Raw genomic sequence first — 26,996 nt, forward strand, 5'->3', positions numbered from 1 at the left:
GGTCGAGGTAGCGGTGCGTCCAAAATCGCCGCAGCGCTGGCATAAGAGGTGCCCGAAATGAAAACCCGCCTCCTGAAGACCCCGGATCTGCCCTCACAGACGCTTGGCTGGGCCTCGAACACCCCACAGCACCTGCGCATCGCGCGCCACTGGGTCTCATCGCATGTCAGTTACTCGGCTTGCGGAAATCAAATGCTTCTCAGGCTCTGAGTCCTCGTCGGCAGTCTGCAAGCGAGGGCATGACTGGATATAATTTCAGTCATGAGCACCTCCAACCTCCTGCCCGATCCGCCGTCTGTCGATCGCCTCCCCGCCTGTGATGGCGCAGACCCCGCGCCCTGGCTGGCGCGGCTCAATGCGGCGCAGCGCGAGGCGGTGGAGCATGGTGCGGGCGAGGGACGGTGCGAGCATGCGGGCGGGCCGCTGCTGGTGATCGCCGGCGCGGGCTCGGGCAAGACCAGCACGCTCGCACACCGTGTCGCCCGGCTGATCGCTGGCGGCGCCGATCCTGCCCGCATCCTGCTGCTGACCTTCTCGCGCCGTGCAGCCGAGGAAATGCGGCGCCGTGTGCAGCGCATCCTCGGCGAGCTCGCGGCGACGCAACCCTGGCTCGGCGGCGCGACGCTTGCCTGGTCGGGCACTTTCCACGGCGTGGGCGCACGGCTGTTGCGCGAATACGCCGGCCGCATCGGGCTCGATCCGGCATTCACCATCCACGACCGCGAGGATTCCGCCGACCTGCTGAACCTGGTCCGGCACGACCAGGGCTTGTCGGCGAAGAACCGGCGCTTCCCGCTCAAGGGCACCTGCCTGGCGATCTATTCGGCTGCGGTGAACACCCGTGCGCCGCTGGCCGAAGTGTTGCAGGCCTCATTCCCGTGGTGCGCCGAGTGGGAGAGCGAGCTGAAGCAGTTGTTCCGCGCCTATGTCGAGGCCAAGCAGGCGCAGCAGGTGCTCGATTACGACGACCTGCTGCTGTACTGGTCGCAGATGATGGCCGAGCCGGCGCTGGCGCAGGAGGTGGGCGCGCTGTTCCAGCACGTGCTGGTCGACGAGTACCAGGACACCAACCACCTGCAGGCGGCCATCCTGCTGGCGATGAAGCCCGATGGCCGCGGCCTCACCGTGGTCGGTGACGATGCACAGGCGATCTACGCCTTCCGCGGCGCCACGGTGCGCAACATCCTGGATTTTCCCGCCGCGTTCGAGCCGCCGGCGCGGGTGGTGACGCTGGAGCGCAACTACCGCTCCACGCAGCCGATCCTCGCCGCGGCCAATGCGGTGATCGGGCTTGCCGCCGAGCGCTATGCAAAGGATCTGTGGTCGGATCGTGAGTCCTCCTGGCCCCCGCGCCTGGTGTCGGTGAAGGACGACGCCGACCAGGCCGCCTTCGTCGTCGAGCAGGCGCTGGAGCGGCGCGAGGACGGGCTCAAGCTCAGGCAGCAGGCGGTGCTGTTCCGCGCTTCCAGCCACAGCGCGCGGCTGGAGATGGAGCTGACGCGGCGCAACATCCCCTTCGTGAAGTTCGGCGGACTCAAGTTCCTCGAAGCCGCGCACGTCAAGGATGTGCTCGCGCTGCTGCGCTGGACGGAGAACCCGCGCGATCGCATCTCGGGCTTCCGCGCCATCCAGTTGCTGGCCGGCATCGGCACGAAGACCGCCGGCCGCGTGCTCGACAACGTCTGTGCCGCGCCCGAGGGCTGTGCGCTGCTCGCCGAGCAGCCGGTGCCGGAGCTGGCGCGCGAAGGCTGGGAAGGGTTCGCCGCGCTCGTCGACCGCCTTGCTGGCCGTGCCGATGGCCCTGCGCGCTGGCCGGCGGAGTTCGAGCTTGCCTGCCGCTGGTACGAGACTCAGATGCCGCGCCTGTACGAGGACGCCGCGGTGCGCCTGCTCGACATCCAGCAACTCGCCCGCATCGCCGCCAGTTATCCGAGCCGGCAGCGCTTCCTCACCGAACTCACGCTGGACCCGCCCAGCGCGACCAGCGATGAAGCCGGCACGCCGCTGCTCGACGAGGACTACCTCATCCTGTCCACGATGCATTCGGCCAAGGGCCAGGAATGGAGCGCGGTGAGCGTGCTGAACGTGGTCGACGGCTGCATCCCGTCCGACATTGCCACCCGCAATGCCGCCGAGATCGAGGAGGAGCGCCGCCTGCTGTACGTGGCGATGACGCGGGCGAAGGACCACCTCGACCTCATCGTGCCGCAGCGCTTCTACGTGACGCAGCAGCAGGGCCTGGGCGACCGCCATGTTTACGCCGGGCGCAGTCGCTTCATTCCCAACCGGCTGCTGGACCGGTTCGAGCAGATGAGCTGGCCGCCTCCGCCGCCCGAGCTGCGCGGCTCACCCGCCTCCCGCCAGGCTGCGATCGATCTCGCGGCGAAGATGCGGAACATGTGGTCCTGACCCCATTCCCACTTCTGCTCGTGCGCGTCCCGAGCAGGGAGGGCGAAAAGGCCTCTCGGGAATCGAATGGTAGCGATCGGGGAAAGCGCGAAAGCAGTTGAGAGTGGAGTGTAACTGCATATAATGAAGCATCACATTCGAAGCACATGATGCTGATTTCATGAGAGCAATAATTCCATTTGCGCTGTCCGCGCTCGTGGTCGCGTGCGCGCAGCCCGAACCGAAGGAAACCGCGCGCTTCTGCGATTCGTCCGGCTGCGTCGAGCGGCCAAGAGGCTACGTCAGCTCGGAGGTCGCTCAGGGCAAGGTCGAGGACGACGGTCGGACGGCGGCGTTGGAAGCCCTCGGCGATCGCGATCCGCGGGCTGCCTATGACTTGGGCCTGCGCTATTTCCGTGGAGATGGCGTGCGGCAGGACAGCTACAAAGCCCTGACCTGGATGCGCTCGGCGGGCGAGCGCGGCCACCTCGAAGCACAGAAGGCGCTGGGGCGCCTTTACCTGACGGGACTGGAAGAAATGGGCGCGGACCCGGCCGAGGCAGAAAAGTGGCTTTCCCTGGCGGCAGCCCGTGGCGACAAGGAGTCCGCAAAGCTGCTCAGCGAGGCGAATGCGGCACGGAAGTCGGAACAGACTGAGTGGCAATTCCGCGAACGCTATAAGGCGATGGTTCGCGAGTATTGGTACCGACGTTATACATATCTGGGTTACTGGCGAAATGGTTACTGGTATTACCGTTGAGGCATTGAACGCTTGACCGGCTGCCCCGGGGGCGGCACGTCCGCCATGGACCCGCGATCCCTGACCAACTTGAAGATGGAGGTAACTGAACCATGAACCGATCCGCCATGTCCCGTACGGCGCTTGCCGTCATCGCGGCAGTTGCGCTTGGGGGCTGCGTCACCACCGGCACGCAGAAAACCGCGATGACCGGTTCCGCCGCTGGTGGGACCAGCGTCGACGCGAACTCGCAACTCGAGCGCTGCGATGCGCCCTTCGGCACGATTGCGGTGGACGACGGGCGCGCGGCGGACTGGTATGGTCAGTTCGGCAGCACGACTCATGTAACCACCATCGAGCCGTTGCTTCGGCTTGCCGTCCAGCAGTCGAACTGTTTTGTGATCACCTCGATTGGCAACTTGCGCACCGACAGCCGTCTTTCGCGCATCACCGACATCCAGCGCAACTCAGGCGAGTACCGGGCAGGCTCCAAGCAGCAGAAGGGGCAGCGGGTGGCAGCCGACTATTACCTCGAGCCGCAGATCATCATCAACAACGATTCGGTGGGGTCGGTTGGTGGCGTCGTGGGCGGCCTGCTCGGTGGCGCCGCCAGCGTGATCGCGGGTGGGCTGCAATCAAAGGTGTCCGTCGTCACCCTCAGTCTGTACGACATCCGCTCGGCGGTGCAGATTTCCGCTGCTGAGGGCAGCGCTACAGCGACCAACTTCGGTGCGGCGCTGGGTGCTTTCGGCGGTGGTGCCGGCGGCGCCTTGGGTGGCTTTTCACGCACGCCCGAGGGCAAGGCGACCGTGGCGGCCTTCATGGAGGCATACAACAACATGGTGGTCGCCCTGCGCAGTTACAAGGCCCAAGACGTCAAGGGCGGGCTCGGTCGCGGTGGCACGCTGCAGGTGAAGTGAGCGGGTGACGAGGGCGCGCGCGTTGGCGAGCGCGTTGGCCAAAGAGGCAAGCCGAAACGGCCCGGGCGACAGCGTCGCCCCGTGAGGCTAGACCGGGTGCTGCTTGCAGGGCGTGGGCGTCATTGCGTCGGCCCTTTCATGTCATTGTCATTTCCTCGCCCCTTGCGCTGAACTTCGCGGCTGTGCCCGCGCCTTTTCGCCCATCCTTTCAAATCGTCTTCAAGTACTCGAGCAGGGCCTCCTTGTCGTCCTGCGGCAGATCGGTGCCGAACGCGTGTCCCTGGTTGCCGCCACCCTTCGCGCTCGTATCGTGACGGGTGCCGATGCGCTCCGCTTCCGCGCCGCTGGTGATGAAGCCGACCTTGACCGGGTCGTACACGTCGTAGCCGCGCCAGAAGACGGTCGGGCGCCCTGACGGCGGATCGAGCAGGTCGCGCAGCGTGGGCACCGAGCCGTTGTGCAGGTAGGGCGCGCGCAGCCAGATGCCGTCGAGGAAGGCGGCGACGTAGCCGGTGAGCGGCGCCTCGACCAGGCCGGGGCGCTCGATGCCCATGTCACGCACGACCTTGTTCGCCTCGCGCGCGGCTTTCTCGTTCCAGGTGTCGATGCGATCGCGGCTGGTGCCGACCTCGGCCAGCGGCACGACGGTGCCGGTGCGCGCGGACGCGTGGCAGGCGGCGCAGGTGGCGTTGAACACCGCCTTGCCGCGCTCGGCCCGGGCCGCGTCGATCGGGAACGGATACTTGGGCGCACGCTTCGCGCTGACGTATTCCTGGATCCAGCGCACCTGGCCGAGGAACTCCTCGTTGTTCTTGGGCGGCGCGCCCAGCAGGCCGAGCGCCGAGTCGATGATCACCGAGTAGGGATCGTGGCTGTCGCCGGCGAAGTTCATGCGCATGCCCTGCTCGGGCTTGTACTTGCCCAGATTCCAGATCGAAGGCATGTCGGTGGGCCCCAGGCTGTCGTCCATCGGCCAGCGGATCATGAAGTACTTGGTCAGGTTCATCGCGTCGTCGCGGCCGCGACCCCAGGGCGGGAAGTCGGTGCGGTACAGCCAGGCGAACTGCTGCTCGCGCTCGAGCAGGCGCTTCTTGGTGATCGGGATGATCAGGAAGCGGTAGATCACCCGGTCGATGAAGGACATGTCGGTGACCAGGCGGATTTCGGCCATCAGGTTGTCGGCATTGAAGCGCGGGTCCTTCGCGCAATCGACCAGGAAGCGGAAGAAGGCCCACAGGTTCAGCGTGTGGTTCGGGCCGGTGGGCACGAACACCGGTGGCGCGTCGGGCGCGGTGCGGTAGCTGGCGACGTGGCAGGACGCGCAGTTGTTGGCGACGCGCGGAAAGCCCACCACCTTCTTCGAAAAGCCGGCCGGAAGTTCCTGGCCTTCCTCCCACACCACGCCGAAGGAGGCGTAGCCGCCTGGACCGGGCAGCAAGTCGGGAAACACGCGCGGCAGCACGTAGAAGATCCAGTAGGGAATGCCGGCGTCGCGCTCGGCGCCGATCGATCCGTACTTGAAGCGCATGTCGGGATCGTTCGTGATCCACTCCGGTTGCGGCTCCTCGCGGAAGAACTTGTACCAGGCGAAGGCGCCGCCGGCCGCGCCCAGCGCGAGCAGCAGCGCGAGGACAAGCAACAGACTGCGGCCGTGCTGGTGTGTGCCGACGATGAGAGGGTTTCGTTTCATGGCTGGTTTGCTCCCGGGATGGGGCCGGCGGAGTCGGTCAGGGTGGGGCAGGGATTCTCGCGGTCCGCGCGCTCCCTGCGGCGAGGCTGCGCGGTCAGAAGGTTTTCAGGAATTCCACCAGGGCCTCCTTGTCGGCGTCCGGCAGATCGGTGCCGTAGGCGTGGCCCTCGTGTCCGGCATTGCCGTTGCCGGGCTTGGTGGTATCGAACACGAACAGGCCCGCGGCGTCGCTGCCAATCGCGGCGTCAGGCAGGGCCGACGCGAAGCCCACCCGCTCACGATCGTAGAGGTCGCTGCCGCGCGCGAACTTCGCCGGGCGCATCGACGACGGTTCGAGCAGGTCGCGCAGCGTGGGCACCGAGCCGTTGTGCAGGTAGGGCGCACGCAGCCAGATACCGTCGAGCGGCATGTTGGCGTAGCCCCAGGTCTTGCGGAAATGCTGGAAGCGGTGCGGGTAGCCGGCGTACAGCGTGGCCTGGTTCACCGCCAGGTCGCGCGTGTAGGAGTCGAGCCGTGCGCGGTCGGTGCCGATCTCGGCAATCGGCGTCACATGCCCGACCTTTGCGCCGCGGAAATCGCTGCCGCTGGCGCCGTGACAGCCGGCGCAGTATTCGGCGTACAAGGGCGCGCCGCGCGCCGCGCGCTCACGGTCGATCGGGTAGGGGTATTGCGGCGGGGTCGCGTCCAGCAGCCAGTCCTCGACGCGGCCGATCGCCGCGAGGTCGATGGTGGGCGGCGTGGTGCCGGTGCCGAAGGCGGCGCTCTTGTTGCGCTCTTCGGTGTGGTTGTTGTTGCCGTCCCAGTGCAGTTGCATGCGCTCGCCGTCGTCGCGCGTCATGCGCTTGCGCTGGTTCCAGATCGACGGGAAATCGGACGCGCCTAGCAGCTCCTGCGCGGGCAGCATCTTCATTGGAAAGTTGAACAGCACCTTGGCCGAGTTGAAGGTGTCCACCCGGCCCGGCCCCCATTCCGGCTGGTCGAAGACGAATTCGAAGCGGCCGCGCAGCATCAGCAGGCGCTCGCGCATCAGCGCGATCGCCACCGGATACACCAGGTAGCGGTCGATCGGGTTCAGCTTGCCGGCGAGGCGGTCGATCTCGGGCACGATGAACTCGCGCGAGAACTTCGGCCCGGCGGCGCAGTTGAAGAAGAAGGTCTCGAAGGCGCGGATGTCGAAGCGGTGCGCCGGCATGCCCACGATGATGCGCGGGGCGGCATCCGGCGCGTCGCGCACAGTGCTGGTGTGGCAGGCGGCGCAGTTCAGGAACACACGGTCCAGCCCGAGGTTGCGCCGCTTCGATACGCCGATCGGCAGGTCGCGGCCGTCCTCGTAGATCAGGCCGAGAGCGGCGTAGCCGGTCACCGCGGGAGTGCCCGCGGCGGGGCCTGTCGCGGGCCTGGTCGCCGACGCGGCAGCAGGGCGAGCACTGGCCGGTAGATGTTCGGCGCACACCTGCGGCAGCGCCTGCCAGATCCAGTAGGGAAAGCCGGACTCGCGTTCGCCGCCGGTCGAGCCGTACTTGAAGTGCTGCACCGGGTCGGTGTAGGTCACCGCTTCGTCGGGCAGGAAGCGTGCCATCGCATACAGCGCCACCAGCAGGATGACGATCCATGGCAGCCAGACGATGAAGCGCCCCAGCAGGCCCGGCCTGCGGTGTGCGGCCGGCGTGGGCGCGGGGCGGGCGGGCTCGGTCATGGTCTTGCTCCTCGGCGCAGGTCAGTCGGTACCCGCCAGGCAGGGGGCGAGCGTCGCATAGGGGCGGGCCAGCACCGCAGCGGGGGTGAGGGAACGCTGCGCCAGCAGCCCCTCGAGCCGGGCGGTCATCGCCGGGCGGTCGGCCGACTGCAGGAAGGCGGCCGCATGGGCCGCGGCCGGTGGCGGCATCGGCGTCTTGGGCCGCGTGGCGGGCTGGCGCGCGTTCATCGCCAGCCGGAACAGCATGCGTTCGGCGCAGCCTGCGATCTGGGCCCGCACCTGGTCGTCGCTGCCGCGCAGGAAGCCTGGCGGGAAAGCGCTCGTTGTGGCATGGCACTGGCCACACTGGCGTGCGAACGGCTGCAGGTCGGGTGGCCAGGCCGTGTCACGCACCGGCACCGGATCGGATAGCCGTGGCGTGGTGTGTGAAGGGCGATCCGCCGGCGACTTCAGCGCTGCGGACGAGCCCCCGAGGCTTGCAAGCAGTGGCGACAACACGGGCGAGCGGCGCAGCGGCAGCGCGTCGAGGGCGTCGCTGGTGCCGGCGAGCGTGGCTTCGGCGAGCCGGTCGATCGCCGCGTCCAGCGGCGCCAGGTCGGCGACCAGTGACACGTTCGCGAGCATGCGCGACGGTCCGGCGCTGACGGATGCGGCAAGCGTCCTCACGTCGATCTGCCGGACGGCCTCGCCGCTGGCGGCGCGCACCCTGCGGTCACCGCGACGCGGCACGAGATGCATCGTCATCGGCCCGGCGCCTTGGTGCCCGGAGATCGAATCGAGGGCGGTCGCGCCGATCGCATCATTGCCGGGAAGAACCAGCCGATCCACCCCGCCGTCGGTCAGTCTTCCGTGCCGTGGCGCGAGGCGCGCCTGCAACCGGGCTCCCGCGGGGCCCTCGCAGTCGAGGTCGAACCTGCCTCCGTCCGCCGCGCGCCCGATGCAGCTCAGGGCGACCTGGCGGACCTGAGCCGAGGTGCCGCGCTGCGCCGACAAGGCGTTCAGCCGCCGGTCGATGAGGGCGATGTCCGCGCGTGAAAAGAACATCGACAGCGCACCGACGAAGCGGACCGCATCCGCTGCGCTGCGGCCCGACCAGACTTCCAGCGGCGCGCGCAGCGCCAGCGGATCGAAGGCCGCGGCAATGTCGGCGTAACGGCGCAACTCCGCGTCGGCGGGCGGCGGGCGGCCACCCTCGATGCCGGCGAAGGGCTGGCGGTTGGGCAATGACGGGTCGGGAATCGCCAGCCCGGACGGCCAGCGCTGCTGCCAGTTTGCCAGCAGCGGTTCGAGCAGGGCCGGCCGGTGGGTGAGCGCATCGACCGTCGTGCTGCGGCCGTCGGTGAGCCGATGGCGCAGCGCCTGGCGCAGCGCCTCGGCGCGGCAGTTCACCGCAGCCTCGCGGCTCGGCGCGGCACAGCCTTCGCGCCACAGCCGTTGGGCCGTGGCGAGCAGGTTGGCACGTGCGGTGGCGCTATCGATCGCGTCGGGCACGTCCACCCCACGGCGCCAGTCCAGGCCGTAGTAAGGCAGCCCGGTCGCCGCGAGCCGCGCGGCCACGGGTGCGCTGGCGCTGGTCTCGTCCCAGGACTGGCGCGAGAAAATGGGGGCGGCGTTGTGATGGCAGGCGAGGCACAGCGTGCGGCTCGCGTAGCCGACGTCGGGCGTGGCGCCCGCACGATAGTTGCGCACCAACTGGAATTCGAAGCGTCCGGCAACCTCGTTGTAGCTGATCACTTCGAGCGCGGCGGCCTTCTCGTGGTAGGCGACGTACAGGCGGTCGCGCAGGTAAGGGTGGCCAGGGGCCGCGCTCGCCGTCGGTTCGCCGGTCACGGCCGCCACCACACGGGGGTAGCGGAAGGCGTCGGTGTCCCCTGCGGCATGGCGTTGCAGCGAGCGGCCGAGCGGAATCAGCACCACGGAAATTCCTCCGGACGGCTGGCCATGGTCGAGCTGAAGCGAGACGCGCTGCAACAACGCCGGGAAAGGGAAGGGCAGCGACGGGACGCCGCTAGCGCCCACCTCGAAGAGTTCGTCGAACAACGAGCGCCCCGCGGCTGGCAGGTCGGGGCCGGCTGCCTCGATGACGCTGGCGGCTGCCGCCGCCGGTGAGGCCATCGTGCCGGCGGGCGCCAGCGCGGCTGTCAGCGCCAGGCTTTGCCACAGCGACGACCATCGCAACATGTCCGCCCCCGCACAGATCGGCCCAGCCGCGCATGCGCCAAGGCGCGGCCGGGCGCACTACCCGGTTCTGGCCGGCGCCATCACCACCAGGCGCTGCTGCGTCCCGGTCCAGCAGTCCTGCTGCACCTTGCCCGTCTTCAGGAACTCGTCCTTCGCACGCTCGGCGATGTCCTTGTTGTACAAAACGAAATTCACGACGAAGGCGCGATCCAGGTAGGCGCGTCCCAGATAGAAGCCGGGATACACCATGCGGATCTCGTCACGAATCGCGAAACCGTCGCGGCCGGCCATGATGTCGGGCATGCGCCGGTAGCCTGGCAACTCGTCGGTGAAGGCGTAGTCGATGATGATGGACTCGCGCCGGCCGTCGAGCAGGCTTTGCCCGCAATACAGCTTGGCGGGGAACAGCAGCCATTGGTCCTTGCCGTCGACGCGGGTCTTCTGCAAGGGATTGGCCGCGCTGTCCTCGACCAGGCCGAGCTTCTTCAATGCATCGAGGTCCTCGATGCGATTGCGCAGCAGGCGCTGGTCGCGGTAGAAGACCTTGCCCTTCCACAGCGTTTCGCCGATCAGGTCGAGCTTGGCGCCGGCTACGTTCACCAGCAGGCTCTTCAGGCCGCCGCCGGCGATCTCGGAAAGGCGCAGCTTGCCGCTGCCGCCGCGCGGGAAGAACAGGTCGCCCTCGAATGGCCCGTCCGGGATCGGGCCCGCGGTGAGTCGCGCGTAAATCTGGTCGACCTGTTCCTGATCGAGGAAGGACAGGTTCTTCGGCGTGATCCTGTAGAGGTCTGCGGTGGACAGCGGGAAGCGGTGCTCGACGTAGGCGAAGTCGGGCTTGCCGGCGTAGTTCTCGGTATAGGGGGCGAACGAGATCACCGGCGCCGCCTTGTCCTCGGCACTTTCGAAGAAGCCGCAGCCGGCGAGCGCGAACGCGGCGAGCACACAGCCTGCGCGGGCGAGGGTCGGTGTCGGTTTCATGGCATGTCCCCCTGCAATCACAGCGTGGCGAGGAAGGCGATCAACGCCTTCTTGTCGCTCGCGGGCAAATCTTCGCCGAAGCGGTGGCCTTCGTTCTCCACCTCAGCCGTACAACTGCTGTAGATCTGCTTGATCAGATAGGGCCGTGCCTTCAGCGCCTCGACCAGCGCATTCGGCTTGCCGACCAGCTCGCCGGTGATCGCCTGCAGATCCTGCAGCACCCTGGTACCGGTCTCGGCGCCGAAGCGTTCGGCGAGGTTGCCTTCCAGGGCCTTGGCGTCGGTCTTCGCCCGCACCAGGTCGACGATGAACTGCTTGTGCTGGAAATTGCCGATGGTGCCGGCGGTCACGCCGCGGCCGTCGATCTCGCTCGGAATCGTGAGTTCGAAGCCGAGCAGTTTCTCCTTGTCGGTGCCGTCCCACAGCCTCGGGCCGATGCGCAGCGTGACGTCCTCGTTGAGCAGCGTCACCTTGGGAATGCGCTGCGCAGGGTTCAGCAGCTCCTCCATCGAAGCCTTGTACAGCCGGAAGCGGCCTTCCACGCTGGGGTCGTACTCAAAGCAGGCCGGCTGCTGGTCGGCCGGCAGCAGCTTCACGTTACTGCCATCGACGTAGCGCGGCCGCTTGGCGTAGAAGTCGTTCGCGGCGTTCTTCGGTTTGCCGCACAGCTCGGGCCCGATCGCGTTGTTGTGCAGGAAGGGGGCGTGCGCCCACAGGTTGAGCAGCGAAATGTTGCGGTAGTAGCCGCGCCCGCCGTCGCCGGGTTCCTTCACGTTGGGGTCGGGCGGGCGTGCGCGCAGGGTCTCGGAGCCGTATTCCTGCCACACATGGCCGGCCATGTGATTCGAGTGCAGCGCACGGCAGCGGAAGGTGCCGACTTCGGACACCGGCGTGGCGCGGTCGTTGCCCAGCCAGTCCTCGCGCAGGCCGGTGCCGAGGTCGAGCTTGTGGAAGTCGAGCCCGGCGGTCTGGCCGGCGAGCGCTTCTGCCTGGCTCGAATGGCAGCGGGCGCAGGTGCTGGCGAAGACCTCGCTGCCGCGCGCAACTGCGCCGGCGCCGAATTCCTTCTCGAGATCGGCGATCAGGTCCTGTTCGGTGTAGGCCGCCGCCGGCATGGCCGCGCGCCGGACGTTCTCGCGTGCGACGCGCAGGTCGGTGACGTGAGCCTCGGCCGACATGAAGAAGTCCAGGATATTGACGAGCCGGTCCTCGATCGCCCGGAAGTGAGGGCAGTCGCGCCGGCACTGTCCGATGTCGAACGGCGTCTGGCCGAAGTTGCGCTGCTGCGGGTCGAGCTGGCGCAAATCGGTCAGATGGTTCACCCAGCACTGTTCCGAGCAGGAACCGATGTTGAAATACACCCGCTGGATCGCCTCGAGGGCACCGATCGAATCCTCTCCGCCCTTCAGGATGTGATGCACGGTCTCCTTCTGCAGCGACTTCTTCCAGCACTTGCCGTTACGCCCCGGTTCGCACCAGCAGCTCGTCTCGTCCTTGTCGTCGCCGCAACTGGCGACCTTGCGCCACTTGATGACGTCCTCGTCGGCGAAGGTGGGGCGCTTGGCGATGTTGATCAGCGCGTTGATCGTGCCGGGGTTGTTCACCTGGTCGGTGGGAATGGCCGAGGTGTCGCTGGCGCCCGGACGCGCGTGCGCGAACATCTGCCATTCCAGCGTGTTGCTGGCCATGCCCGACACCATGATCTCGGAGATGCGGGTGTACTGGTTGCCGACCAGGCCCTTGATGTTTTCCCACTTCGGGTTCGCCGGGTCGGCCGGCGGGTTGAGCGGGTCGAAGGCGATGTGGCAGGAGCCGCAGGACGTGCCGATCAGGAAGGGCGGCTCGACGCCGCCGTCCTGCAGGTGCGAGCGCGGTGCCTCGCTGCCGCCGCCGGCTGCGGCGATGGGCCGGTTGTAGCCTTCCCACGAGCCGGCCTTGCCGTTGAGCTTGATCCAGGCCGCCTTGTCGAAGCGCGGGTTGGGGAACTTGCGGATGCCCAGCGCGCCGGTCGAGGTGCCGAAGCGGAGGTCGCAGGCGGACTGACGCTGGTCGCTGCTGGCGTGCGGATCACCTTCCTTCAGCGGCGCGTCGCGGAAGTCGCAAGCCGGGTCGGGATAGCCGCTGCGGCCGACGTAGCCCAGCAGTTCCTCGTCGCCCGGGCACCAGTCGAGGCCATAAGTCTCGTCCAGGTTCTTGGCCGGGCAGTTCTTCGAGCCGGGCACGCAGCACGCCGGGTCGTTGATGATGCCCCAGGCGCGGAAGCGGTCGCCGCGCTGGTCCGCGCGCAACACACGGTACCAGTCGATGAGCACGCCGACGCGCTGCTGGAAGACGTAGGTATGGAAGCGTTCGTTGCCTGCGGTGGCCTTGAACCAGATCAGGCGACCGGCGCATTCCGACTCGTTGAGCCCTTCGCGGGCGCAGGCTTCGTAATAGGGTGCGTCCTGCTGGTGGACGACTTTCGCCATGGGCGGCGCGGCGGCTGGCGTCGGCACCGGTGCGCCGGCAGCGGCATCTGCCGCGCCAGTCGTCCCTGCGACAGGCGGCGTGGTGGCGGCGATGGGAATCGCCGCGACGAAGACCGCGACGAGCAGGGCGACGACGGCCAGCACGCGCTTCATGATGCCACCTCCAAGGGGGCGGGCCGACATCGACGATGCGACGCCCACCCATCCTTGCGGATGCGGTATTGCGCCACGCGACACGTCTCTCGCCATGGCGGATACCAGGCGGAGGGCTCTCTGCCGGCTTGACGGGCGCGCAACTCTCGCTACGCGACCACAGCTTGTTTCTAGTACTTAATTCCTAGCAGGAAATACCCCGTTTGCAAGCGTGTGGAGGGCGTAAACGACATTCGCCGCCCGGCAGGGTGCCGGGCGGCGAATGCGTGTGCTACCGGATTCCGGGGTGATGCAGGCATCACCCCGCGACGGCGCTCATCAGGCGGCGGCGTCCTTCTTGGCAGCGGCCTTCTTCGGGGCGGGCGCCGGAACGGCAGCCTTCTGCGCGGCGTTCAGGTTGGCTTCCAGCGCCTCGGTGGCCTGCTTCACCAGCTTGGTGAATTCGGCGTAGGCGTCGTTGGCGGCAGCGATCGCCTGCTTCATGCCGGCGAACAGCGGCTCCGAACCCTTGGGCGCCGACTTCTCGGCCTGCTCGATGGCCTGGGTGACAGCCTTGTTCACATCGGCGATGTTCGCCTCGACCAGCTTGGTCAGCTCCTGCTGGCCTTCGGTGGCGATCTCATACACGCTGCGGCTGTAATCGACGAACTTGTCGACCACCGGCTGGGCCAGCTCCTGCTGCAGCTTGGCCAGATCCTGCGGCTGCTTGACCTCGAGCAGGGTCTTGGCGCTGGCGGCGCTGTCTTCCAGCACGGCGCGCACGATGTTCATGTTCAGGGCAGCAAGGCGCTCGGCACGGCTCTGCACGCCGGCGATCATCTTCTGCACGGCTTCCATGTTGGCCTTGTTGGCGGCGGCGAAAGCTTCGGGGGCGAAGTAGTTCATGGTGAATCTCCTGGAGGTTGAAGCGTAGGCAAGGGTTGGAAGACTTCGCTGCTGCGTTTTGTGCGCTGCAGCATTGGAGTGAAGTATACGGGGATCGGAGCGGCCGTCAACATCTTTTTTGCTGCAGTGCACAAAAATTCAGGCCGATCGCTTCCGCGTCAGCGTGGCGCCAGTGCTTCCAGCAACTGCTTCAGGTTGTGCCGCATCATGGCGAGGTAGTCCGGGGCCGCGCCGTCCGCTGTCGACAGCGCGTCGGAGTACAGCGTGCCACCGACGCGCGCGCCGCTCTCGCTGCGGATGCGCTCGATCAGGCGCGGATCGGCGATGTTCTCGAGGAAGACGGCCGGCACCTTTTCTGCCCGCACCTGGCGGATCAGTTGCGCGACGCCCTGTGCCGTCGGCTCGGCGTTGTTCGACACGCCGACGGGCGCCAGAAATCGGATGCCGTAGGCGCGGGCGAAATAGCCGAAGGCGTCGTGCGAGCTGACGACCTTGCGCTGGCTCGCCGGCAGGGACCCCAGCGCGGCACGGATCTCCGCGTCCAGGGCCTTCAATTGCCCGCTGTAGCGCTCCGCGTTTGCCCGATAGGCGGCGGCGCCCGCCGGATCGGCCGCCACCAGCGCGTCGGCGATGTTGAGCACGTAGCGCTGGGCGTTGGCCACGTCCTGCCAGGCGTGCGGGTCGGTGCCGCCGTCGTCCCTGTCGTCGGAGGAGTGGCCCTCGCCATGCGTCATCGAGAGCGGGCGTACGTTGGCGCTGGCGATGACGACCTTGCCGCGAAAGCCGGCTGATTTCGCCAGGCGCACGATCCAGTCGTCGAAGCCCAGGCCGTTGGCCACCACCAGGCCGGATTTGCCGATGGCGCGCGCGTCGGACGGGCGCGCCTGATAGCCGTGCGTGTCCTCGTTGGGGCCGACCAGCACCTTGACGGCGACGCGCTCGCCGCCGACCTGGCGCACGAAATCGCCCAGGATGCTGAAGCTGGTGGTCACTTCCAGCGCGGCGGCATGGGCCAGGGGGGCTGACAGCAGGGCAAGCAGCGCGAGGCCGGTGACGGCGGCGCGGCGGATCGTGTGGCGCATGGAGCTTCCGGTGATCAGGACTCGAGGTGGTGGCGCACCGGCAGGCGGCCGGCGAGCAGGCCGCCAGGGGCGGCGAGCAGGGACGCGAAGTACACGAGCCCGCACATCAGCACGATGGCCGGGCCGGCCGGCACATCGGCGTGAAACGACAGCAGCAGGCCGGTGGCGCCGCTCGCGGCGGCGAAGGCCACCGCGAGCCCGAGCAGTGCGGGCAGTTCATGCGCCCACAGGCGTGCTGCCGCCGATGGCAGGATCATGATGCCGACCGCCATCAGCGTGCCCAGCGCGTGGAAGCCGCTCACCAGGTTCAACACCACCAGCATCAGGAAGCCATAGTGCGCCACCGGCGACCAGCGGCTGACACCGCGCAGGAAGGCGGGGTCGAAGCATTCGAGGGCGAGTGGGCGGAACAGCAGCGCAAGCGCGAACAGGGTGAGCGTGGCGATGCCGCCGATCAGCAGCAGTGAGCCGTCGTCCAGCGCCAGCACCGAACCGAACAGCACGTGCAGCAGATCCAGGTTGCGGCCGCGCAGCGACACGATCATGACGCCGGCGGCGAGCGACAGCAGGTAGAAGGCGGCGAGACTGGCATCCTCCTTGAGGATCGAGGCGCGCGTGACCACCCCCGCCGCCAGCACCACGACGAGGCCGGCGACGATGCCGCCGACCGTCATCGCGCCCAGCGACAGGCCGAACGCGAGGTAACCCAGCGCGGCGCCCGGCAGGATGGCGTGGCTCATCGCGTCGCCCATCAGGCTCATGCGCCGCAGCATCAGGAACGCGCCGACAGGTGTGGCGCCCAGCGCCAGCGCGAGGCAGCCTGCCAGCGCGCGGCGCATGAAGGCAAAGTCGGTGAAAGGCGAAACGAGGAGGTCGTACACGGCGGTCTGGACGGGCTTGAAGGTCGGGAAGTGGAGGCCTGCGCCGCCGGCCTCAGTGCCGGTGTCCGGCGTGGCCGTGATCATCGCCATGGCCATGGGCATGGCGATGACGGTGCAGCGGCACGACATCGGCGCGCGCCGGAGGGTGACCGTCCGGTTCGTCCGCGCTGGCCCGTTCCTCGCGGTGGCACTCCGGCGCATGGTCGTCGAAGGCTTCGGACAGCCGCCGCGCGCGTGCCAGCAAGGTGTCGGTGAGCACCTGCGGCGTGGGACCGAAGGCCACCGGTTCGCGCGCCAGCAGCAGGCAGGTGGGGAAGTGGCGCCGCACCTGGTCGAAATCGTGCACCACCGTCAGGATGGTGCGGCCTTCCGCATGCCAGCCCAGGATCAGGCGGATGAGGTCCTCCACCGTGCGGCTGTCGATGGCGGCGAACGGCTCGTCGAGCAGGATCAGCGGAGCATCCTGCAGGATGAGGCGGGCAAAGCGCGCACGCTGCAACTGCCCGCCCGACAGCGAGCCGATCGGCCGCGATTCGAAGCCTTCCATGCCCACCGCTGCCAGCGCCTCGCGCACCCGCTGGCGCTGGCGGCGGTTGAGCCCGCCGAAGGCGCCCAGCTCGCGCCACAGGCCCATTGCCACGACATCGAACACCGACACCGGGAAGCTCGGGTCGATCTCGCTGCGTTGCGGCATGTAGGCCAGCCCGCCGCGCGGCAGCGCCGCCAGCTCGATGTGCCCGCCGATCGGGCGCAGTTCGCCGGCCACGCCCTTGAGCAGGGTCGACTTGCCGGCGCCGTTGGGACCGATCACCGCCACCAGCGCGCCGGCGGCGATCTCGCCGCTCAAGTGGTGCACCGCTGGGTGGCGCTCGTAGCCCAGGGTGAGGTTGTCGAAACGGATGATGGGAGGCGGCGCGGTATGCATCAGGCCTCCACCTGGTGCGTGCGCAGGCAGGGGGCTGCGGCAGCGTCCGCTTGCGGGAGGGAAGGCAGTCGGGAGGCGGGCTTCATGTCAGTGCAGGGCCCACCAGATGGCGACCCACAATAGCACCGCAGCGAGCGCTGCGAGGGCGAGTCGCCTGCCCAGGCTGGCGGTGAGCAGGCTGAAGGAGGGGGCAGGGTGCCGGCTCATCGGGGGCGAACCTCTTCGTCGCCACGGCCGCAGGTGGCGCACTGGCCGTGCAGCACCAGTTCGGCCCGCTCCACCTGGAAGCCGTTCGGCAGCGCGGTCGCAGGTGCCGGTTCCAGCCCCTCGAGGCAGACGACCTGGCCGCAGCGGTCGCAATGGAAATGGGCGTGGCGATGCGCGGCATCGCGCACGCCTTCGAAGCGCCAGGCGCGCTCGCCGCCCGCGATGCGCCGCGCCAGGCCTTGCTCGACCAGCCAGTCGAGCGCGCGATAGAGCGTCACGCGGTCGTGGGCGACGCCGGCGCTGGCAAGCGCGTCGCCGATCTCGTCGTGCGACAGCGGATGCGAGCCGTGCTGCAGCATTTCCAGCACCGCCAGGCGTGTGCGGGTGACGCGGCCACCGCGCGCGGCGATGCGTTCGCGGGCGCTGACGTGGCGCAGGACGTCATCGTCCGCCGACCGGGCGGACGCCCGGTATGGGGGTTGCGGGCTGGCCAAGCGGCTCTCCAGAGGTCTTCTTGCAACATTGTAGCATTAGGCCTGGGCCGCCCCGGGTGGCGTGGTGTGAAGCGTGCAACGTGACCGGAGCGTGGCGCGCGGGGCGGTGTGATCAGCGCCCGCGGAACACCGGCTTGCGCTTCGCGAGGAATGCCGCCAGACCCTCGCGGTAGTCGTCCGTTGCCAGGAAGTCGAAGGCGGCACGCTTTTCCTGCGCGGTGAGTGGCGTGCCATCCATCAGCCGGTGCACCCACTGCTTGTGCCAGCGCGCCACCAGCGGCGCGCCGGCGCAGATGCGTGCGGCGCAGGCGGCCACTTCGTCGAACACCTTCTCGTCGTCCACCACGCGTGTCAGGAGCCCCTTTTGGAGCGCCTCGCGCGCGCCCAGGATGCGGCCCTCGAGCAGGATCTCCAGTACTACCGCCGGTCCCACCAGGGCGAGCAGGCCGGCCATCTCGCCAGGGTACATCGAGAAGCCGAGGCGGTTGATCGGCGCGCCGAAGCGCGCGGATTCGCCGGCGATGCGGATGTCGCAGCAGCCGGCGATCTCCAGCCCGCCGCCGATGCAGGCGCCGCGGATGGCGGCGATCGTCGGCACCGGGCAGGCGCGGATGGCCTCGAGCGCATCGGCGACGAGCTCATCGTGGTAGTGCAGTGCATCGTCGACGGTGGCGCGCACGGTGAGAAATTCCTCGATGTCGCCGCCTGCGGCAAAGGCTTCTTCGCCTGCGCCGCGCAGGATCACGCAGCGCACGTCGTCGTCGGCGGCGGCGATGCGGGCCATGGCGGCGCGCAGCTCGCGCCACATCTGCGCGTTGATCGCATTGAGCTTGGCCGGGTTGTCGAGGGTGACGGTGGCGACGCCGTCGGTGATGGTGAGTTCGATCTTCGTGTCCATGCCTTGTTCGGTTCTCGGGAGGTATGACGCCTGACGGGTCCAGGAAGTTGAAAAATTCTTCCAATACAACAAGGATTTAATTTTCCATACGCACTAGTATGGAGTCTTATGGATGATATATCATCCGCCCGTCGACACGCTGCGACAGACAGCCGTGCGGCGGGACGAGGGTGAGGCGACAGAGGGGTTCTTTGTTGTGTTCTTGAGGAGAGAGAAGAAATGTCCAGTTCGATGTATGCGCACATCAGGCGCAATCCGCGTTTCGGGGAACTGGTGGCGAAGCGGACCCGCTTCGCCACGCTGCTCGCGATCACCGTGCTGGTGATTTTCTACGGCTTCGTGCTGCTCGTCGCCTTCGCGCCCGAGCTGATCGGTCGCCGGCTGTTCGAAGGCAGCAACCTGACCTTTGGCGTGCTCGCCGGGCTGCTCCAGTTCGTGTTTTTCTGGCTGCTCACGCTGGTCTATGTGCGTCGCGCCAATGGCGAGTTCGACGACATCAACAAGGAAATCGTGCACGCCGCCTGGAAGGAGGAAAAATGATGCGCACCAGATTGCTTTCCCGCTGCGCTGCCGGCATCGCCGGACTGTCGGTCTCGGCCTCGCTGTTCGCCGCCGGCCCCGCCATGGAGGCTGCGCAGAAGCAGCCCCTCAATCTTCACGCCATCGGCATGTTCTTCGTCTTCGTGCTGATGACGCTGGGCATCACCTACTGGGCGGCCAGCCGCACCAAGTCGACCGCCGACTTCTACACCGCCGGCGGCGGCATCACCGGCTTCCAGAACGGCCTGGCGATAGCCGGTGACTACATGTCCGCGGCCACGCTGCTCGGTCTCACCGCGATGATGTACGCGCAGGGCGTCGACGCCTACATCTACATGCTGTCCTTCTTTGTGGGCTGGCCGGTCATCCTGTTCCTGATGGCCGAACGCCTGCGCAACCTGGGCAAGTTCACCTTCGCCGACATCACCGCCTACCGTCTCGACCAGGGCAAGGTGCGCACGATGGCTGCGGTGAGCTCGCTGACGGTGGTGTGCTTCTACCTCGTCGCGCAGATGGTCGGCGCCGGCCAGTTGATCAAGCTGCTGTTCGGCCTCGACTACAACGTCGCGCTCGTCGTCGTCGGCGCGCTGATGATGATCTACGTCACTTTCGGCGGCATGGTCGCCACCACCTGGGTGCAGATCATCAAGGCCTGCATGTTGCTGCTCGGCGGCACCGCGGTGGGCCTGCTCGCGTTCAGCCAGTTCGGTTTCTCGTTCGACGAGCTCACCAATCGTGCGATGGATGTGCACAAGCTCGGCCAGAAGCTTCTGAACCCCGGCAGCCTGCTCGCCGATCCGGTCACCGCGATCTCGCTCGGCCTCGGCCTGATGTTCGGCACCGCCGGCCTGCCGCACATCCTGATGCGCTTCTTCACCGTGACCGACGCCAAGGAAGCGCGCAAGTCGGTGCTCTACGCCTCGGGCATCGTCGCCTACTTCTTCAACGTCATCGCCATCATGGGCCTGTGCGCGATCCTCATCGTCGGCCAGAACCCGCAGTTCTTCGAGGGCGGCGTGCTGGGCGGCAAGATCATCGGCGGCGGCAACATGGTCGCCATGCACCTGGCGCAAGCCGTGGGCGGCAACCTGCTGCTGGGCTTCCTGTCGGCGGTCGCCTTCGCGACCATCCTCGCGGTGGTGGCGGGCCTGGCGCTGGCCGGCGCGTCGGCGATCTCGCACGACATCTATGCCCGCGTGATCATGAAGGGCAAGGCCAACGAAGCCACCGAGCTCAGGGTGTCGAAGTTCGCCACCATCGGCCTGGGCATCGTCGCGGTGCTGCTCGGCATGGCCTTCGAGAAGATGAACATCGCGTTCATGGTTGCGCTGGCCTTCGGCGTGGCCGCCTCGGCCAACTTCCCGGTGCTGATCCTGTCGATGTACTGGAAAGGCCTCACCACGCGCGGTGCGCTGGTGGGCGGCTACCTTGGCCTGTTCAGCGCGGTGACCTTCGTCGTGCTGTCGAAGTCGGTGTGGGTCGATGTGCTCGGCAATGCCTCGGCGATCTTCCCCTACACCCAGCCGGCGCTGTTCTCGATGCCGATCGCCTTCTTTGCCACCTGGCTGTTCTCGGTAACCGACAGCAGCAAATCGGCGGCCGACGAGCGCGAGGCCTTCGAAGACCAGTACGTGCGCGCGCAGACCGGCGTCGGCGCCGCCACCGCTTCGTCGCACTGATAACGGCATGCGGGGCGCCGTCCGGCGCTCCGCAGCGTCCTGTCCCAACCCCCACCGGCGTCGCGCCGTCGTGGGGGGTTTCTTTTTGCGGGAATCAGTTGCCGCGGTTCCGCGTCCAACAGCCATCATGTCCTCGCCGGGAGGCCGCCATGAAAGCCATCAGCCGCATCGAACACGATTCCATGGGCGACATCGAGGTGGCGGCCGACCGCTACTGGGGGGCGCAGACGCAGCGCTCGCTGCAGCATTTCCCGACCGGCGGCGCGCGCTTTCGCTGGGGGCGGTCGATGATCCGCGCGCTTGGCCTGCTGAAGAAGGCGGCCGCCCGCGCCAATGCCGAACTGGGCGAACTGAACCCGGACCTCGCGGCGCTGATCATGCGTGCTGCCGACGAGGTCATCGACGGCAGGCTGGACGAGCATTTTCCGCTGGTCGTCTTCCAGACCGGCTCGGGCACGCAGTCCAACATGAATGCCAACGAGGTCATCGCCAATCGCGCCAACGAACTGGCCGGGGCGACGCGCGGCAGCAAGGCGCCGGTGCATCCCAACGACCACGTCAATCGCGGCCAGTCGTCCAACGATACTTTCCCGACCGCGATGCATGTGGCCATCCTCGGGGAACTCGAGTCGCGTCTGTTTCCCGCGGTGGGCCGGCTGCGCGACACGCTGGGGGACAAGGCGAGTGCCTTTGCCGACGTGGTGAAGACCGGGCGCACCCACCTGCAGGATGCCACCCCGATCACGCTGGAGCAGGAGATCGGCGCCTGGGTGGCGCAGATCGACTTCGGCCTGGATGCGGTGCGCGCAGCGCTGCCCGGGCTCCAGGACCTCGCGATCGGTGGCACCGCGGTGGGCACCGGCCTCAACGCGCATCCGCGCTTCGGTGCCCGTACCGCGGAGATCCTCGGCCTGCTCACCGGACTGCCGCTGCGCAGCGCGCCCGACAAGTTTTTCGCCCTGGCCGCGCACGACGCGCTGGTGCAGGTTTCGGCCGCGCTGCGCACGCTGTCCGGCGGACTCATGAAGATGGCCAACGACGTGCGCTGGCTCGCCAGCGGTCCGCGCTGCGGCATCGGCGAGCTGCGTATCCCCGAGAACGAGCCGGGTTCGTCGATCATGCCGGGGAAGGTCAATCCGACCCAGTGCGAGGCGCTGACGATGGTCTGCGCGCAGGTGTTCGGCAACGACGCCACGGTGGCTTTTGCCGGCAGCCAGGGCAACTTCCAGCTCAACGTCTACAAGCCGGTGATGGCGCACAACGTGCTGGAGAGCGTGGATCTGCTGGCCGATGCCTGCGCTGCTTTCGACGCGCATTGTGCGCGTGGCATCGAGCCCGATCGCGAACGGATCGGCGAGCATCTCGCGCGCAACCTCATGCTGGTCACCGCGCTCAATCGCCACATCGGCTACGACGCTGCCGCGCGGATTGCAAAGAGGGCGCAGCGCGACGGGCTGAGCCTGCGCGATGCGGCGCTGGCGAGCGGCCTGGTGGATGCGGAGCAGTATGCGGCATGGGTGGATCCGGCGCGCATGACGCGGCCGGAACCCTAGTCGGCCCGCCTTGCCGTGTGGGTGGCGACCGCCGCCGCTCGAAGGCGAGCGCAAATGGCGCGGTGATAGACTGGAGCACGGGCAGCAGCGGCGAAGGATGCCGCTGCTGCCGCGTCTGCGAGGATTCCCCGTGCTCCTGAATCAGTTGTTCATCATCGGCCTGCTGATCGCAGTCAGCGCCTTCTTCTCCATGGCCGAGATCTCGCTTGCCGCCGCGCGCAAGATCAAGTTGCGCGTGCTCGCCGATGACGGCAACGAGCGCGCCGCGCGCGTGCTCGCGTTGCAGGAGAGCCCCGGCCATTTCTTCACCGTGGTGCAGATCGCCCTCAACGCGATCGCCATCCTCGGCGGCATCGTCGGCGAGCAGGCGCTGTCGCCCCACGTCGCCGAGCTGCTGCGGCCGCTGTACGACGGCCCGCGACTCGACACGATCGCCTTCCTCATCGCCTTCGCCTTCGTCACCTCGCTGTTCGTGCTGTTCGCCGACGTCACCCCCAAGCGCGTCGCGATGGTGCGTCCCGAGCTGGTGGCGATGGCGGTGGTGCGGCCGATCCAGCTCTGCATGTGGCTGTTCGCGCCGCTGGTGTGGGTCTTCAATGGCCTGGCCGACCGCCTGTTCCGCCTGCTGAAGCTGCCCAGTGCGCGCGCGGAGGACATCACCGCCGACGACATCGTCGCCATGGCCGACGCCGGTGCCCAGGCGGGCGGCCTGCTGCGCCAGGAGCAGCACCTGATCGCCAATGTGTTCGAGCTCGACGCGCGCATCGTGCCGTCGGCGATGACGGCGCGCGACAGCATCGTCTTCCTGACGCTGGGCGAATCCGAGGAGAGCATCCGCAACAAGATCGCCACCAGCCCGCATGGCAAGTTTCCGGTGTGCAAGGACGCCATCGACAACGTGATCGGCTATGTGGACTGGAAGGACATCCTGCCGCGCATCCTCGACGGCCAGCCGTTGTCGCTGCGCACCACGCCCATCGTGCGCAACCTGCTGGTGCTGCCGGATTCGCTGACCCTGTTCGAGGCGCTGGAGCGCTTCCGCGACGCGAAGGAGGACTTCGCCCTGGTGGTCAACGAGTACGCGCTGGTGGTCGGGCTGCTGACCCTGCAGGATGTCATGAGCACGGTGATGGGCGAACTCGTCAGCCCGCAGCAGGAGGACATGATCGTGCGTCGCGACGATCGCTCATGGCTGATCGACGGCGCCACGCCGATCGAGGACGTGATGGCGGCGCTCGACATCGGCAGCTTCGAGGGCTTCGAGAATTACGAGACCATTGCCGGCTTCCTGATGTACACGCTGCGCAAGGTGCCGCGCCGCACCGACTCGGTGAGCTATGGCGGCTATACCTTCGAGGTGGTCGATATCGACAACTACCGCATCGACCAGGTGCTGGTCACGCGCAACGAGATGGAGCAGTCCTGAGGCGACGGCATGCGCGCACCCGGGACCCGTGACGGTTTCAGGCGACGCGGCTCCTGGCCTGGGCGATGCGCTCGAGCGCCGCGCGGCCGCTGCGGATGTGGTCGCGCATGCGCCCCTCGGCAGCATCGGCATCGCGCTCGAGGAGCGCGTCGAGGATCTCGCGGTGCTCGGCCAGCGCCTGCTCCAGGCGCCCTTCGGAAAACAGCGAGTGGTGGCGCGACAGCTTGATGACCTTGCGCAGATCCTCGATCACGTGCAGCAGCCAGCGGTTGTCGGCGATCTGCTGGACGGTCTGGTGAAAGGCCTGGTTGGCCTCGAAGAAGCGGTCGATGTCCTGCCTGCCGGCAGCCTGCTCCAGGTCGGCGTGGATCGACTTCAGGCGCGCCAGATCGGACTCGCTGGCGCGCTTGGCGGAGGCGCGTGCGCACTCGCCTTCCAGCATCGCCATCACGGTGAAGATCTCGTCCAGGTCGCGATCGGAGATTTCGGTCACGTAACATCCACGCCGTGGCTTGAGGGTGACCAGGCCTTCGGACGCCAGCACTTTCAGCGCCTCGCGCAGCGGCGTTCGCGAAATACCGTATTGCTCGGCCAGCGCCTGCTCGTCCACCCAGGTGCCGGGCTGCAGTTCGTGCGAGAAGATGCGTTCGCGCAGGCGTTCGGCGACTTCCTGGTAAAGCGCAAGCGGGGCAATGCGTGAGGCGCTCATGGGCATGGGTGGTGGTGTGGCAGGGGGCGTGCGAGCGGGGGAAGGAAGGTGTTCATGCAACCCCTCTACGAGTCGTTGCATTCATAATTATGGATAAAGTATTATTTCGTCCGTGACACAAGTCAACTTCCTTCACGCGGCGCGGAGAGGGAGGTGCCGGGCTCGACCCCGGCATGGATGAGAGGGACCGCGTCGCGCGAAGGGCGTCGGCGGCCGCCCGTGGCGTTGGCCACGGGCTGGCCTGTCGCCGCCTGCGCTGACTTGTGCTGCCGGACAATTGCATCGCCCTAAACAAGGTGCCGCAACCGCGGCCCGACGGTCAGAGAGGATCCTCATGTCGAACGCGAACGAGCCCGTCTATCCGCAGCCGGATCTGGACGCCTGGAAGAAGGCCGCTGCCAAGCAGGCGCCGGGCGGAGACCTGGACAATCTGAACTGGGTCACGCCCGAGGGCCTGACCGTCAAGCCGCTGTATACCAAGGCCGACACGGCAGGCCTCGAGCACGCCGACACGCTGCCCGGCTTCGAGCCCTTCCTGCGCGGCCCGCAACCGACCATGTATGCGGTCAAGCCGTGGACCATCCGCCAGTACGCCGGGTTCTCCACCGCCGAAGAATCCAACGCTTTCTACCGCAAGGCGCTCGCTGCCGGCGGCCAGGGTGTGTCGGTGGCCTTCGATCTCGCCACCCACCGCGGCTACGACTCGGACAACCCGCGCGTGGTGGGCGACGTCGGCAAGGCCGGCGTGGCGATCGACTCGGTGGAAGACATGAAGATCCTGTTCGACGGCATCCCGCTCGACAAGATCTCGGTGTCGATGACGATGAACGGCGCGGTGCTGCCCATCCTCGCCGGCTACATCGTCGCCGCGGAAGAGCAGGGCGTGAGCCAGGACAAGCTCTCCGGGACCATCCAGAACGACATCCTCAAGGAGTTCATGGTCCGCAACACCTACATCTACCCGCCGACGCCGTCGATGAAGATCATCGCCGATATCTTCAATTACACGTCGTCGCACATGCCCAAGTTCAACAGCATCTCGATCTCGGGCTATCACATCCAGGAAGCGGGCGCCAACCAGGCGATCGAGCTCGCCTTCACGCTCGCCGACGGCCTGGAATACGTGCGCACCGGCATCAAGTCCGGCATGGACGTCGATACCTTCGCCGGCCGCCTGTCCTTCTTCTGGGCGGTGGGCATGAACTTCTACCTCGAGATCGCCAAGATGCGCGCCGCACGCCTGCTGTGGTGGCGGATCATGAAGCAGTTCGAGCCCAAGAGCGCCAAGTCGATGATGCTGCGCACCCACTCGCAGACTTCCGGCTGGTCGCTCACCGAGCAGGACCCGTACAACAACGTGGTGCGCACCACCATCGAGGCGATGGCGGCGGTGTTCGGCGGCACCCAGTCGCTGCACACCAACGCGCTCGACGAGGCCATCGCGCTGCCCACCGAGTTCTCCGCCCGCATCGCGCGCAACACCCAGATCATCATCCAGGAAGAGACCCACATCTGTAACGTTGTCGACCCGTGGGCCGGCTCCTACATGATGGAGAAGCTCACCCAGGACATGGCCGACAAGGCCTGGGCGCTGATCGAGGAGATCGAGGCCATGGGCGGCATGACCCGCGCGGTCGAGTCCGGCTGGGCCAAGATGAAGGTCGAGGAGTGCGCCGCCGAGAAGCAGGCGCGCATCGACTCGGGCAAGGACGTCATCGTCGGCGTGAACAAGTACAAGCTCGCCAAGGAAGATCCGATCGACATCCTCGACATCGACAACCACGTCGTGCGCGAGGCGCAGGTCGAGCGCCTGGCCCGCATCCGCGCCACCCGTGATCAGGCCAAGGTCGACGCCGCGCTCGCCGCGCTCACCGAGTGCGCCAAGACGGGCGAGGGCAACCTGCTCGACCTGGCGGTGAAGGCGGTCCGCCTGCGTGCCACCGTAGGCGAGATCTCCGATGCACTCGAGGTCGTGTTCGGCCGCTATCGTGCCAATCCGCAGGCGGTGTCCGGCGTCTATGGAGGTGTGGTGGAGAACGATTCCGACTGGAAGGAACTGAAGGCCGAGATCGACGCCTTCGTCGCCGAGGAAGGCCGCCGGCCGCGCATCATGATCGCCAAGCTCGGCCAGGACGGCCACGACCGCGGCGCCAAGGTGGTGGCGTCCGCCTTCGCCGACCTCGGCTTCGATATCGACATCGGCCCGCTCTTCCAGACCCCCGAGGAGGCTGCGCGCCACGCGGTCGAGAACGACGTGCATGCGGTGGGCTGCTCCAGCCTCGCCGCCGGGCACAAGACGCTGGTGCCGGCCATCATCAAGGGCCTCAAGGATCAGGGTGCCGACGACATCATCGTCTTCGTCGGCGGCGTCATCCCGGCGCAGGACTACGACGCCCTTTACGCGGCTGGCGCCAAGGGCATCTTCGGCCCGGGCACGCCGATCCAGAAGTCGGCCCGCGAAGTGCTCAAGCAGATCCGCGCCGCGCGCGCCGCCGCCTGACGAG

General features: G+C 67.6%; 20 protein-coding genes. 8 read left to right on the plus strand and 12 right to left on the minus strand.

Features of this window, described 5'->3' with window-relative positions:
* The first annotated feature begins 261 nt into the window (after positions 1-261).
* The 3 genes from GH664_RS19495 to GH664_RS19505 all read left to right on the plus strand — a co-directional run bounded on the left by GH664_RS19495 (position 262) and on the right by GH664_RS19505 (position 4,047).
* Positions 262-2,409 (plus strand): ATP-dependent helicase, encoded by a 2,148-nt coding sequence (locus tag GH664_RS19495; RefSeq protein WP_153169761.1) that lies wholly within the window; start codon positions 262-264, stop codon positions 2,407-2,409.
* Positions 2,410-2,569: 160 nt separating this feature from the next.
* Entirely contained in the window at positions 2,570-3,148 is a 579-nt protein-coding gene (locus tag GH664_RS19500) for a tetratricopeptide repeat protein (protein WP_153169763.1), read from the plus strand.
* A 92-nt stretch (positions 3,149-3,240) separates the two neighbouring features.
* On the plus strand, positions 3,241-4,047 hold the full coding sequence (locus GH664_RS19505) for a hypothetical protein (protein ID WP_153169765.1): 807 nt from the start codon (positions 3,241-3,243) through the stop codon (positions 4,045-4,047).
* Positions 4,048-4,255: 208 nt separating this feature from the next.
* On the opposite strand, the gene GH664_RS19510 is transcribed toward GH664_RS19505, so the two are convergent.
* The 11 genes from GH664_RS19510 to GH664_RS19560 form a co-directional block, all read right to left on the minus strand.
* Positions 4,256-5,737: a c-type cytochrome gene (locus GH664_RS19510; protein WP_153169766.1), complete on the minus strand. Its 1,482-nt coding sequence runs from the start codon at positions 5,735-5,737 to the stop codon at positions 4,256-4,258.
* Positions 5,738-5,831: 94 nt separating this feature from the next.
* Positions 5,832-7,433: a cytochrome c gene (locus GH664_RS19515; protein WP_153169768.1), complete on the minus strand. Its 1,602-nt coding sequence runs from the start codon at positions 7,431-7,433 to the stop codon at positions 5,832-5,834.
* Between the two features lie 21 nt (positions 7,434-7,454).
* The gene (locus GH664_RS19520) at positions 7,455-9,614 is read right to left on the minus strand and encodes a hypothetical protein (RefSeq protein ID WP_153169769.1); all 2,160 of its coding nucleotides are present in this window, start codon (positions 9,612-9,614) and stop codon (positions 7,455-7,457) included.
* Between the two features lie 57 nt (positions 9,615-9,671).
* A complete protein-coding gene (locus tag GH664_RS19525; RefSeq protein WP_153169771.1) occupies positions 9,672-10,592 on the minus strand; it encodes a hypothetical protein in 921 nt (306 codons plus the stop codon).
* Positions 10,593-10,609: 17 nt separating this feature from the next.
* Positions 10,610-13,213, minus strand: a complete 2,604-nt coding sequence (locus GH664_RS19530; protein WP_228111631.1) for a cytochrome c — start codon at positions 13,211-13,213, stop codon at positions 10,610-10,612.
* Positions 13,214-13,531: 318 nt separating this feature from the next.
* Positions 13,532-14,098: a phasin family protein gene (locus GH664_RS19535; protein ID WP_153169773.1), complete on the minus strand. Its 567-nt coding sequence runs from the start codon at positions 14,096-14,098 to the stop codon at positions 13,532-13,534.
* Between the two features lie 158 nt (positions 14,099-14,256).
* On the minus strand, positions 14,257-15,180 hold the full coding sequence (locus tag GH664_RS19540; protein WP_153169774.1) for a metal ABC transporter solute-binding protein, Zn/Mn family: 924 nt from the start codon (positions 15,178-15,180) through the stop codon (positions 14,257-14,259).
* A gap of 14 nt (positions 15,181-15,194) precedes the next feature.
* Positions 15,195-16,061 carry a metal ABC transporter permease gene (locus GH664_RS19545; protein ID WP_153169831.1) on the minus strand — a complete coding sequence of 289 codons (867 nt, stop codon included), beginning with the start codon at positions 16,059-16,061 and terminating at the stop codon, positions 15,195-15,197.
* A gap of 52 nt (positions 16,062-16,113) precedes the next feature.
* The gene (locus GH664_RS19550) at positions 16,114-16,986 is read right to left on the minus strand and encodes a metal ABC transporter ATP-binding protein (protein WP_153169776.1); all 873 of its coding nucleotides are present in this window, start codon (positions 16,984-16,986) and stop codon (positions 16,114-16,116) included.
* Positions 16,987-17,189: 203 nt separating this feature from the next.
* Positions 17,190-17,630 carry a Fur family transcriptional regulator gene (locus tag GH664_RS19555; protein ID WP_228111634.1) on the minus strand — a complete coding sequence of 147 codons (441 nt, stop codon included), beginning with the start codon at positions 17,628-17,630 and terminating at the stop codon, positions 17,190-17,192.
* A 169-nt stretch (positions 17,631-17,799) separates the two neighbouring features.
* Positions 17,800-18,585, minus strand: a complete 786-nt coding sequence (locus tag GH664_RS19560; protein WP_153169778.1) for an enoyl-CoA hydratase/isomerase family protein — start codon at positions 18,583-18,585, stop codon at positions 17,800-17,802.
* A gap of 219 nt (positions 18,586-18,804) precedes the next feature.
* On the opposite strand from GH664_RS19560, the gene GH664_RS19565 reads away from it, so the two are divergent.
* The 4 genes from GH664_RS19565 (at position 18,805) to GH664_RS19580 (ending at position 23,783) form a co-directional block, all read left to right on the plus strand.
* Positions 18,805-19,125, plus strand: coding sequence for a DUF485 domain-containing protein (locus GH664_RS19565; protein ID WP_368857360.1), 321 nt, complete (start codon positions 18,805-18,807; stop codon positions 19,123-19,125).
* On the plus strand, positions 19,125-20,804 hold the full coding sequence (locus tag GH664_RS19570) for a cation acetate symporter (RefSeq protein ID WP_153169833.1): 1,680 nt from the start codon (positions 19,125-19,127) through the stop codon (positions 20,802-20,804). The genes GH664_RS19565 and GH664_RS19570 overlap by 1 nt, the downstream gene beginning before the upstream one ends.
* A 149-nt stretch (positions 20,805-20,953) precedes the next feature.
* Positions 20,954-22,357 carry a class II fumarate hydratase gene (gene fumC, locus GH664_RS19575; RefSeq protein ID WP_153169779.1) on the plus strand — a complete coding sequence of 468 codons (1,404 nt, stop codon included), beginning with the start codon at positions 20,954-20,956 and terminating at the stop codon, positions 22,355-22,357.
* Positions 22,358-22,487: 130 nt separating this feature from the next.
* Positions 22,488-23,783: a hemolysin family protein gene (locus GH664_RS19580; RefSeq protein WP_153169781.1), complete on the plus strand. Its 1,296-nt coding sequence runs from the start codon at positions 22,488-22,490 to the stop codon at positions 23,781-23,783.
* Positions 23,784-23,820: 37 nt separating this feature from the next.
* Here the strand turns inward: GH664_RS19580 and GH664_RS19585 are convergent, their stop codons facing one another.
* Positions 23,821-24,492, minus strand: coding sequence for a GntR family transcriptional regulator (locus tag GH664_RS19585; RefSeq protein ID WP_153169783.1), 672 nt, complete (start codon positions 24,490-24,492; stop codon positions 23,821-23,823).
* Between the two features lie 334 nt (positions 24,493-24,826).
* On the opposite strand from GH664_RS19585, the gene scpA reads away from it, so the two are divergent.
* On the plus strand, positions 24,827-26,992 hold the full coding sequence (gene scpA / locus GH664_RS19590; RefSeq protein ID WP_153169785.1) for a methylmalonyl-CoA mutase: 2,166 nt from the start codon (positions 24,827-24,829) through the stop codon (positions 26,990-26,992).
* Positions 26,993-26,996 lie beyond the last annotated feature (4 nt).

Source organism: Thauera sp. 2A1 (genome assembly GCF_009469595.2).
GTDB lineage: Bacteria > Pseudomonadota > Gammaproteobacteria > Burkholderiales > Rhodocyclaceae > Thauera.

Excerpts from the sequence above, each read along its gene's own strand:
- GH664_RS19560 (WP_153169778.1), bottom strand. The coding sequence starts at position 18,585 with ATGGACACGAAGATCGAACTCACCATCACCGACGGCGTCGCCACCGTC.
- GH664_RS19565 (WP_368857360.1), top strand. The coding sequence starts at position 18,805 with ATGTCCAGTTCGATGTATGCGCACATCAGGCGCAATCCGCGTTTCGGG.
- GH664_RS19520 (WP_153169769.1), bottom strand. The coding sequence starts at position 9,614 with ATGTTGCGATGGTCGTCGCTGTGGCAAAGCCTGGCGCTGACAGCCGCG.
- GH664_RS19530 (WP_228111631.1), bottom strand. The coding sequence starts at position 13,213 with ATGAAGCGCGTGCTGGCCGTCGTCGCCCTGCTCGTCGCGGTCTTCGTC.
- GH664_RS19510 (WP_153169766.1), bottom strand. The coding sequence starts at position 5,737 with ATGAAACGAAACCCTCTCATCGTCGGCACACACCAGCACGGCCGCAGT.
- GH664_RS19540 (WP_153169774.1), bottom strand. The coding sequence starts at position 15,180 with ATGCGCCACACGATCCGCCGCGCCGCCGTCACCGGCCTCGCGCTGCTT.
- GH664_RS19500 (WP_153169763.1), top strand. The coding sequence starts at position 2,570 with ATGAGAGCAATAATTCCATTTGCGCTGTCCGCGCTCGTGGTCGCGTGC.
- GH664_RS19535 (WP_153169773.1), bottom strand. The coding sequence starts at position 14,098 with ATGAACTACTTCGCCCCCGAAGCTTTCGCCGCCGCCAACAAGGCCAAC.
- scpA (WP_153169785.1), top strand. The coding sequence starts at position 24,827 with ATGTCGAACGCGAACGAGCCCGTCTATCCGCAGCCGGATCTGGACGCC.
- GH664_RS19570 (WP_153169833.1), top strand. The coding sequence starts at position 19,125 with ATGCGCACCAGATTGCTTTCCCGCTGCGCTGCCGGCATCGCCGGACTG.
- GH664_RS19525 (WP_153169771.1), bottom strand. The coding sequence starts at position 10,592 with ATGAAACCGACACCGACCCTCGCCCGCGCAGGCTGTGTGCTCGCCGCG.
- GH664_RS19550 (WP_153169776.1), bottom strand. The coding sequence starts at position 16,986 with ATGCATACCGCGCCGCCTCCCATCATCCGTTTCGACAACCTCACCCTG.
- fumC (WP_153169779.1), top strand. The coding sequence starts at position 20,954 with ATGAAAGCCATCAGCCGCATCGAACACGATTCCATGGGCGACATCGAG.
- GH664_RS19585 (WP_153169783.1), bottom strand. The coding sequence starts at position 24,492 with ATGAGCGCCTCACGCATTGCCCCGCTTGCGCTTTACCAGGAAGTCGCC.
- GH664_RS19505 (WP_153169765.1), top strand. The coding sequence starts at position 3,241 with ATGAACCGATCCGCCATGTCCCGTACGGCGCTTGCCGTCATCGCGGCA.
- GH664_RS19495 (WP_153169761.1), top strand. The coding sequence starts at position 262 with ATGAGCACCTCCAACCTCCTGCCCGATCCGCCGTCTGTCGATCGCCTC.
- GH664_RS19515 (WP_153169768.1), bottom strand. The coding sequence starts at position 7,433 with ATGACCGAGCCCGCCCGCCCCGCGCCCACGCCGGCCGCACACCGCAGG.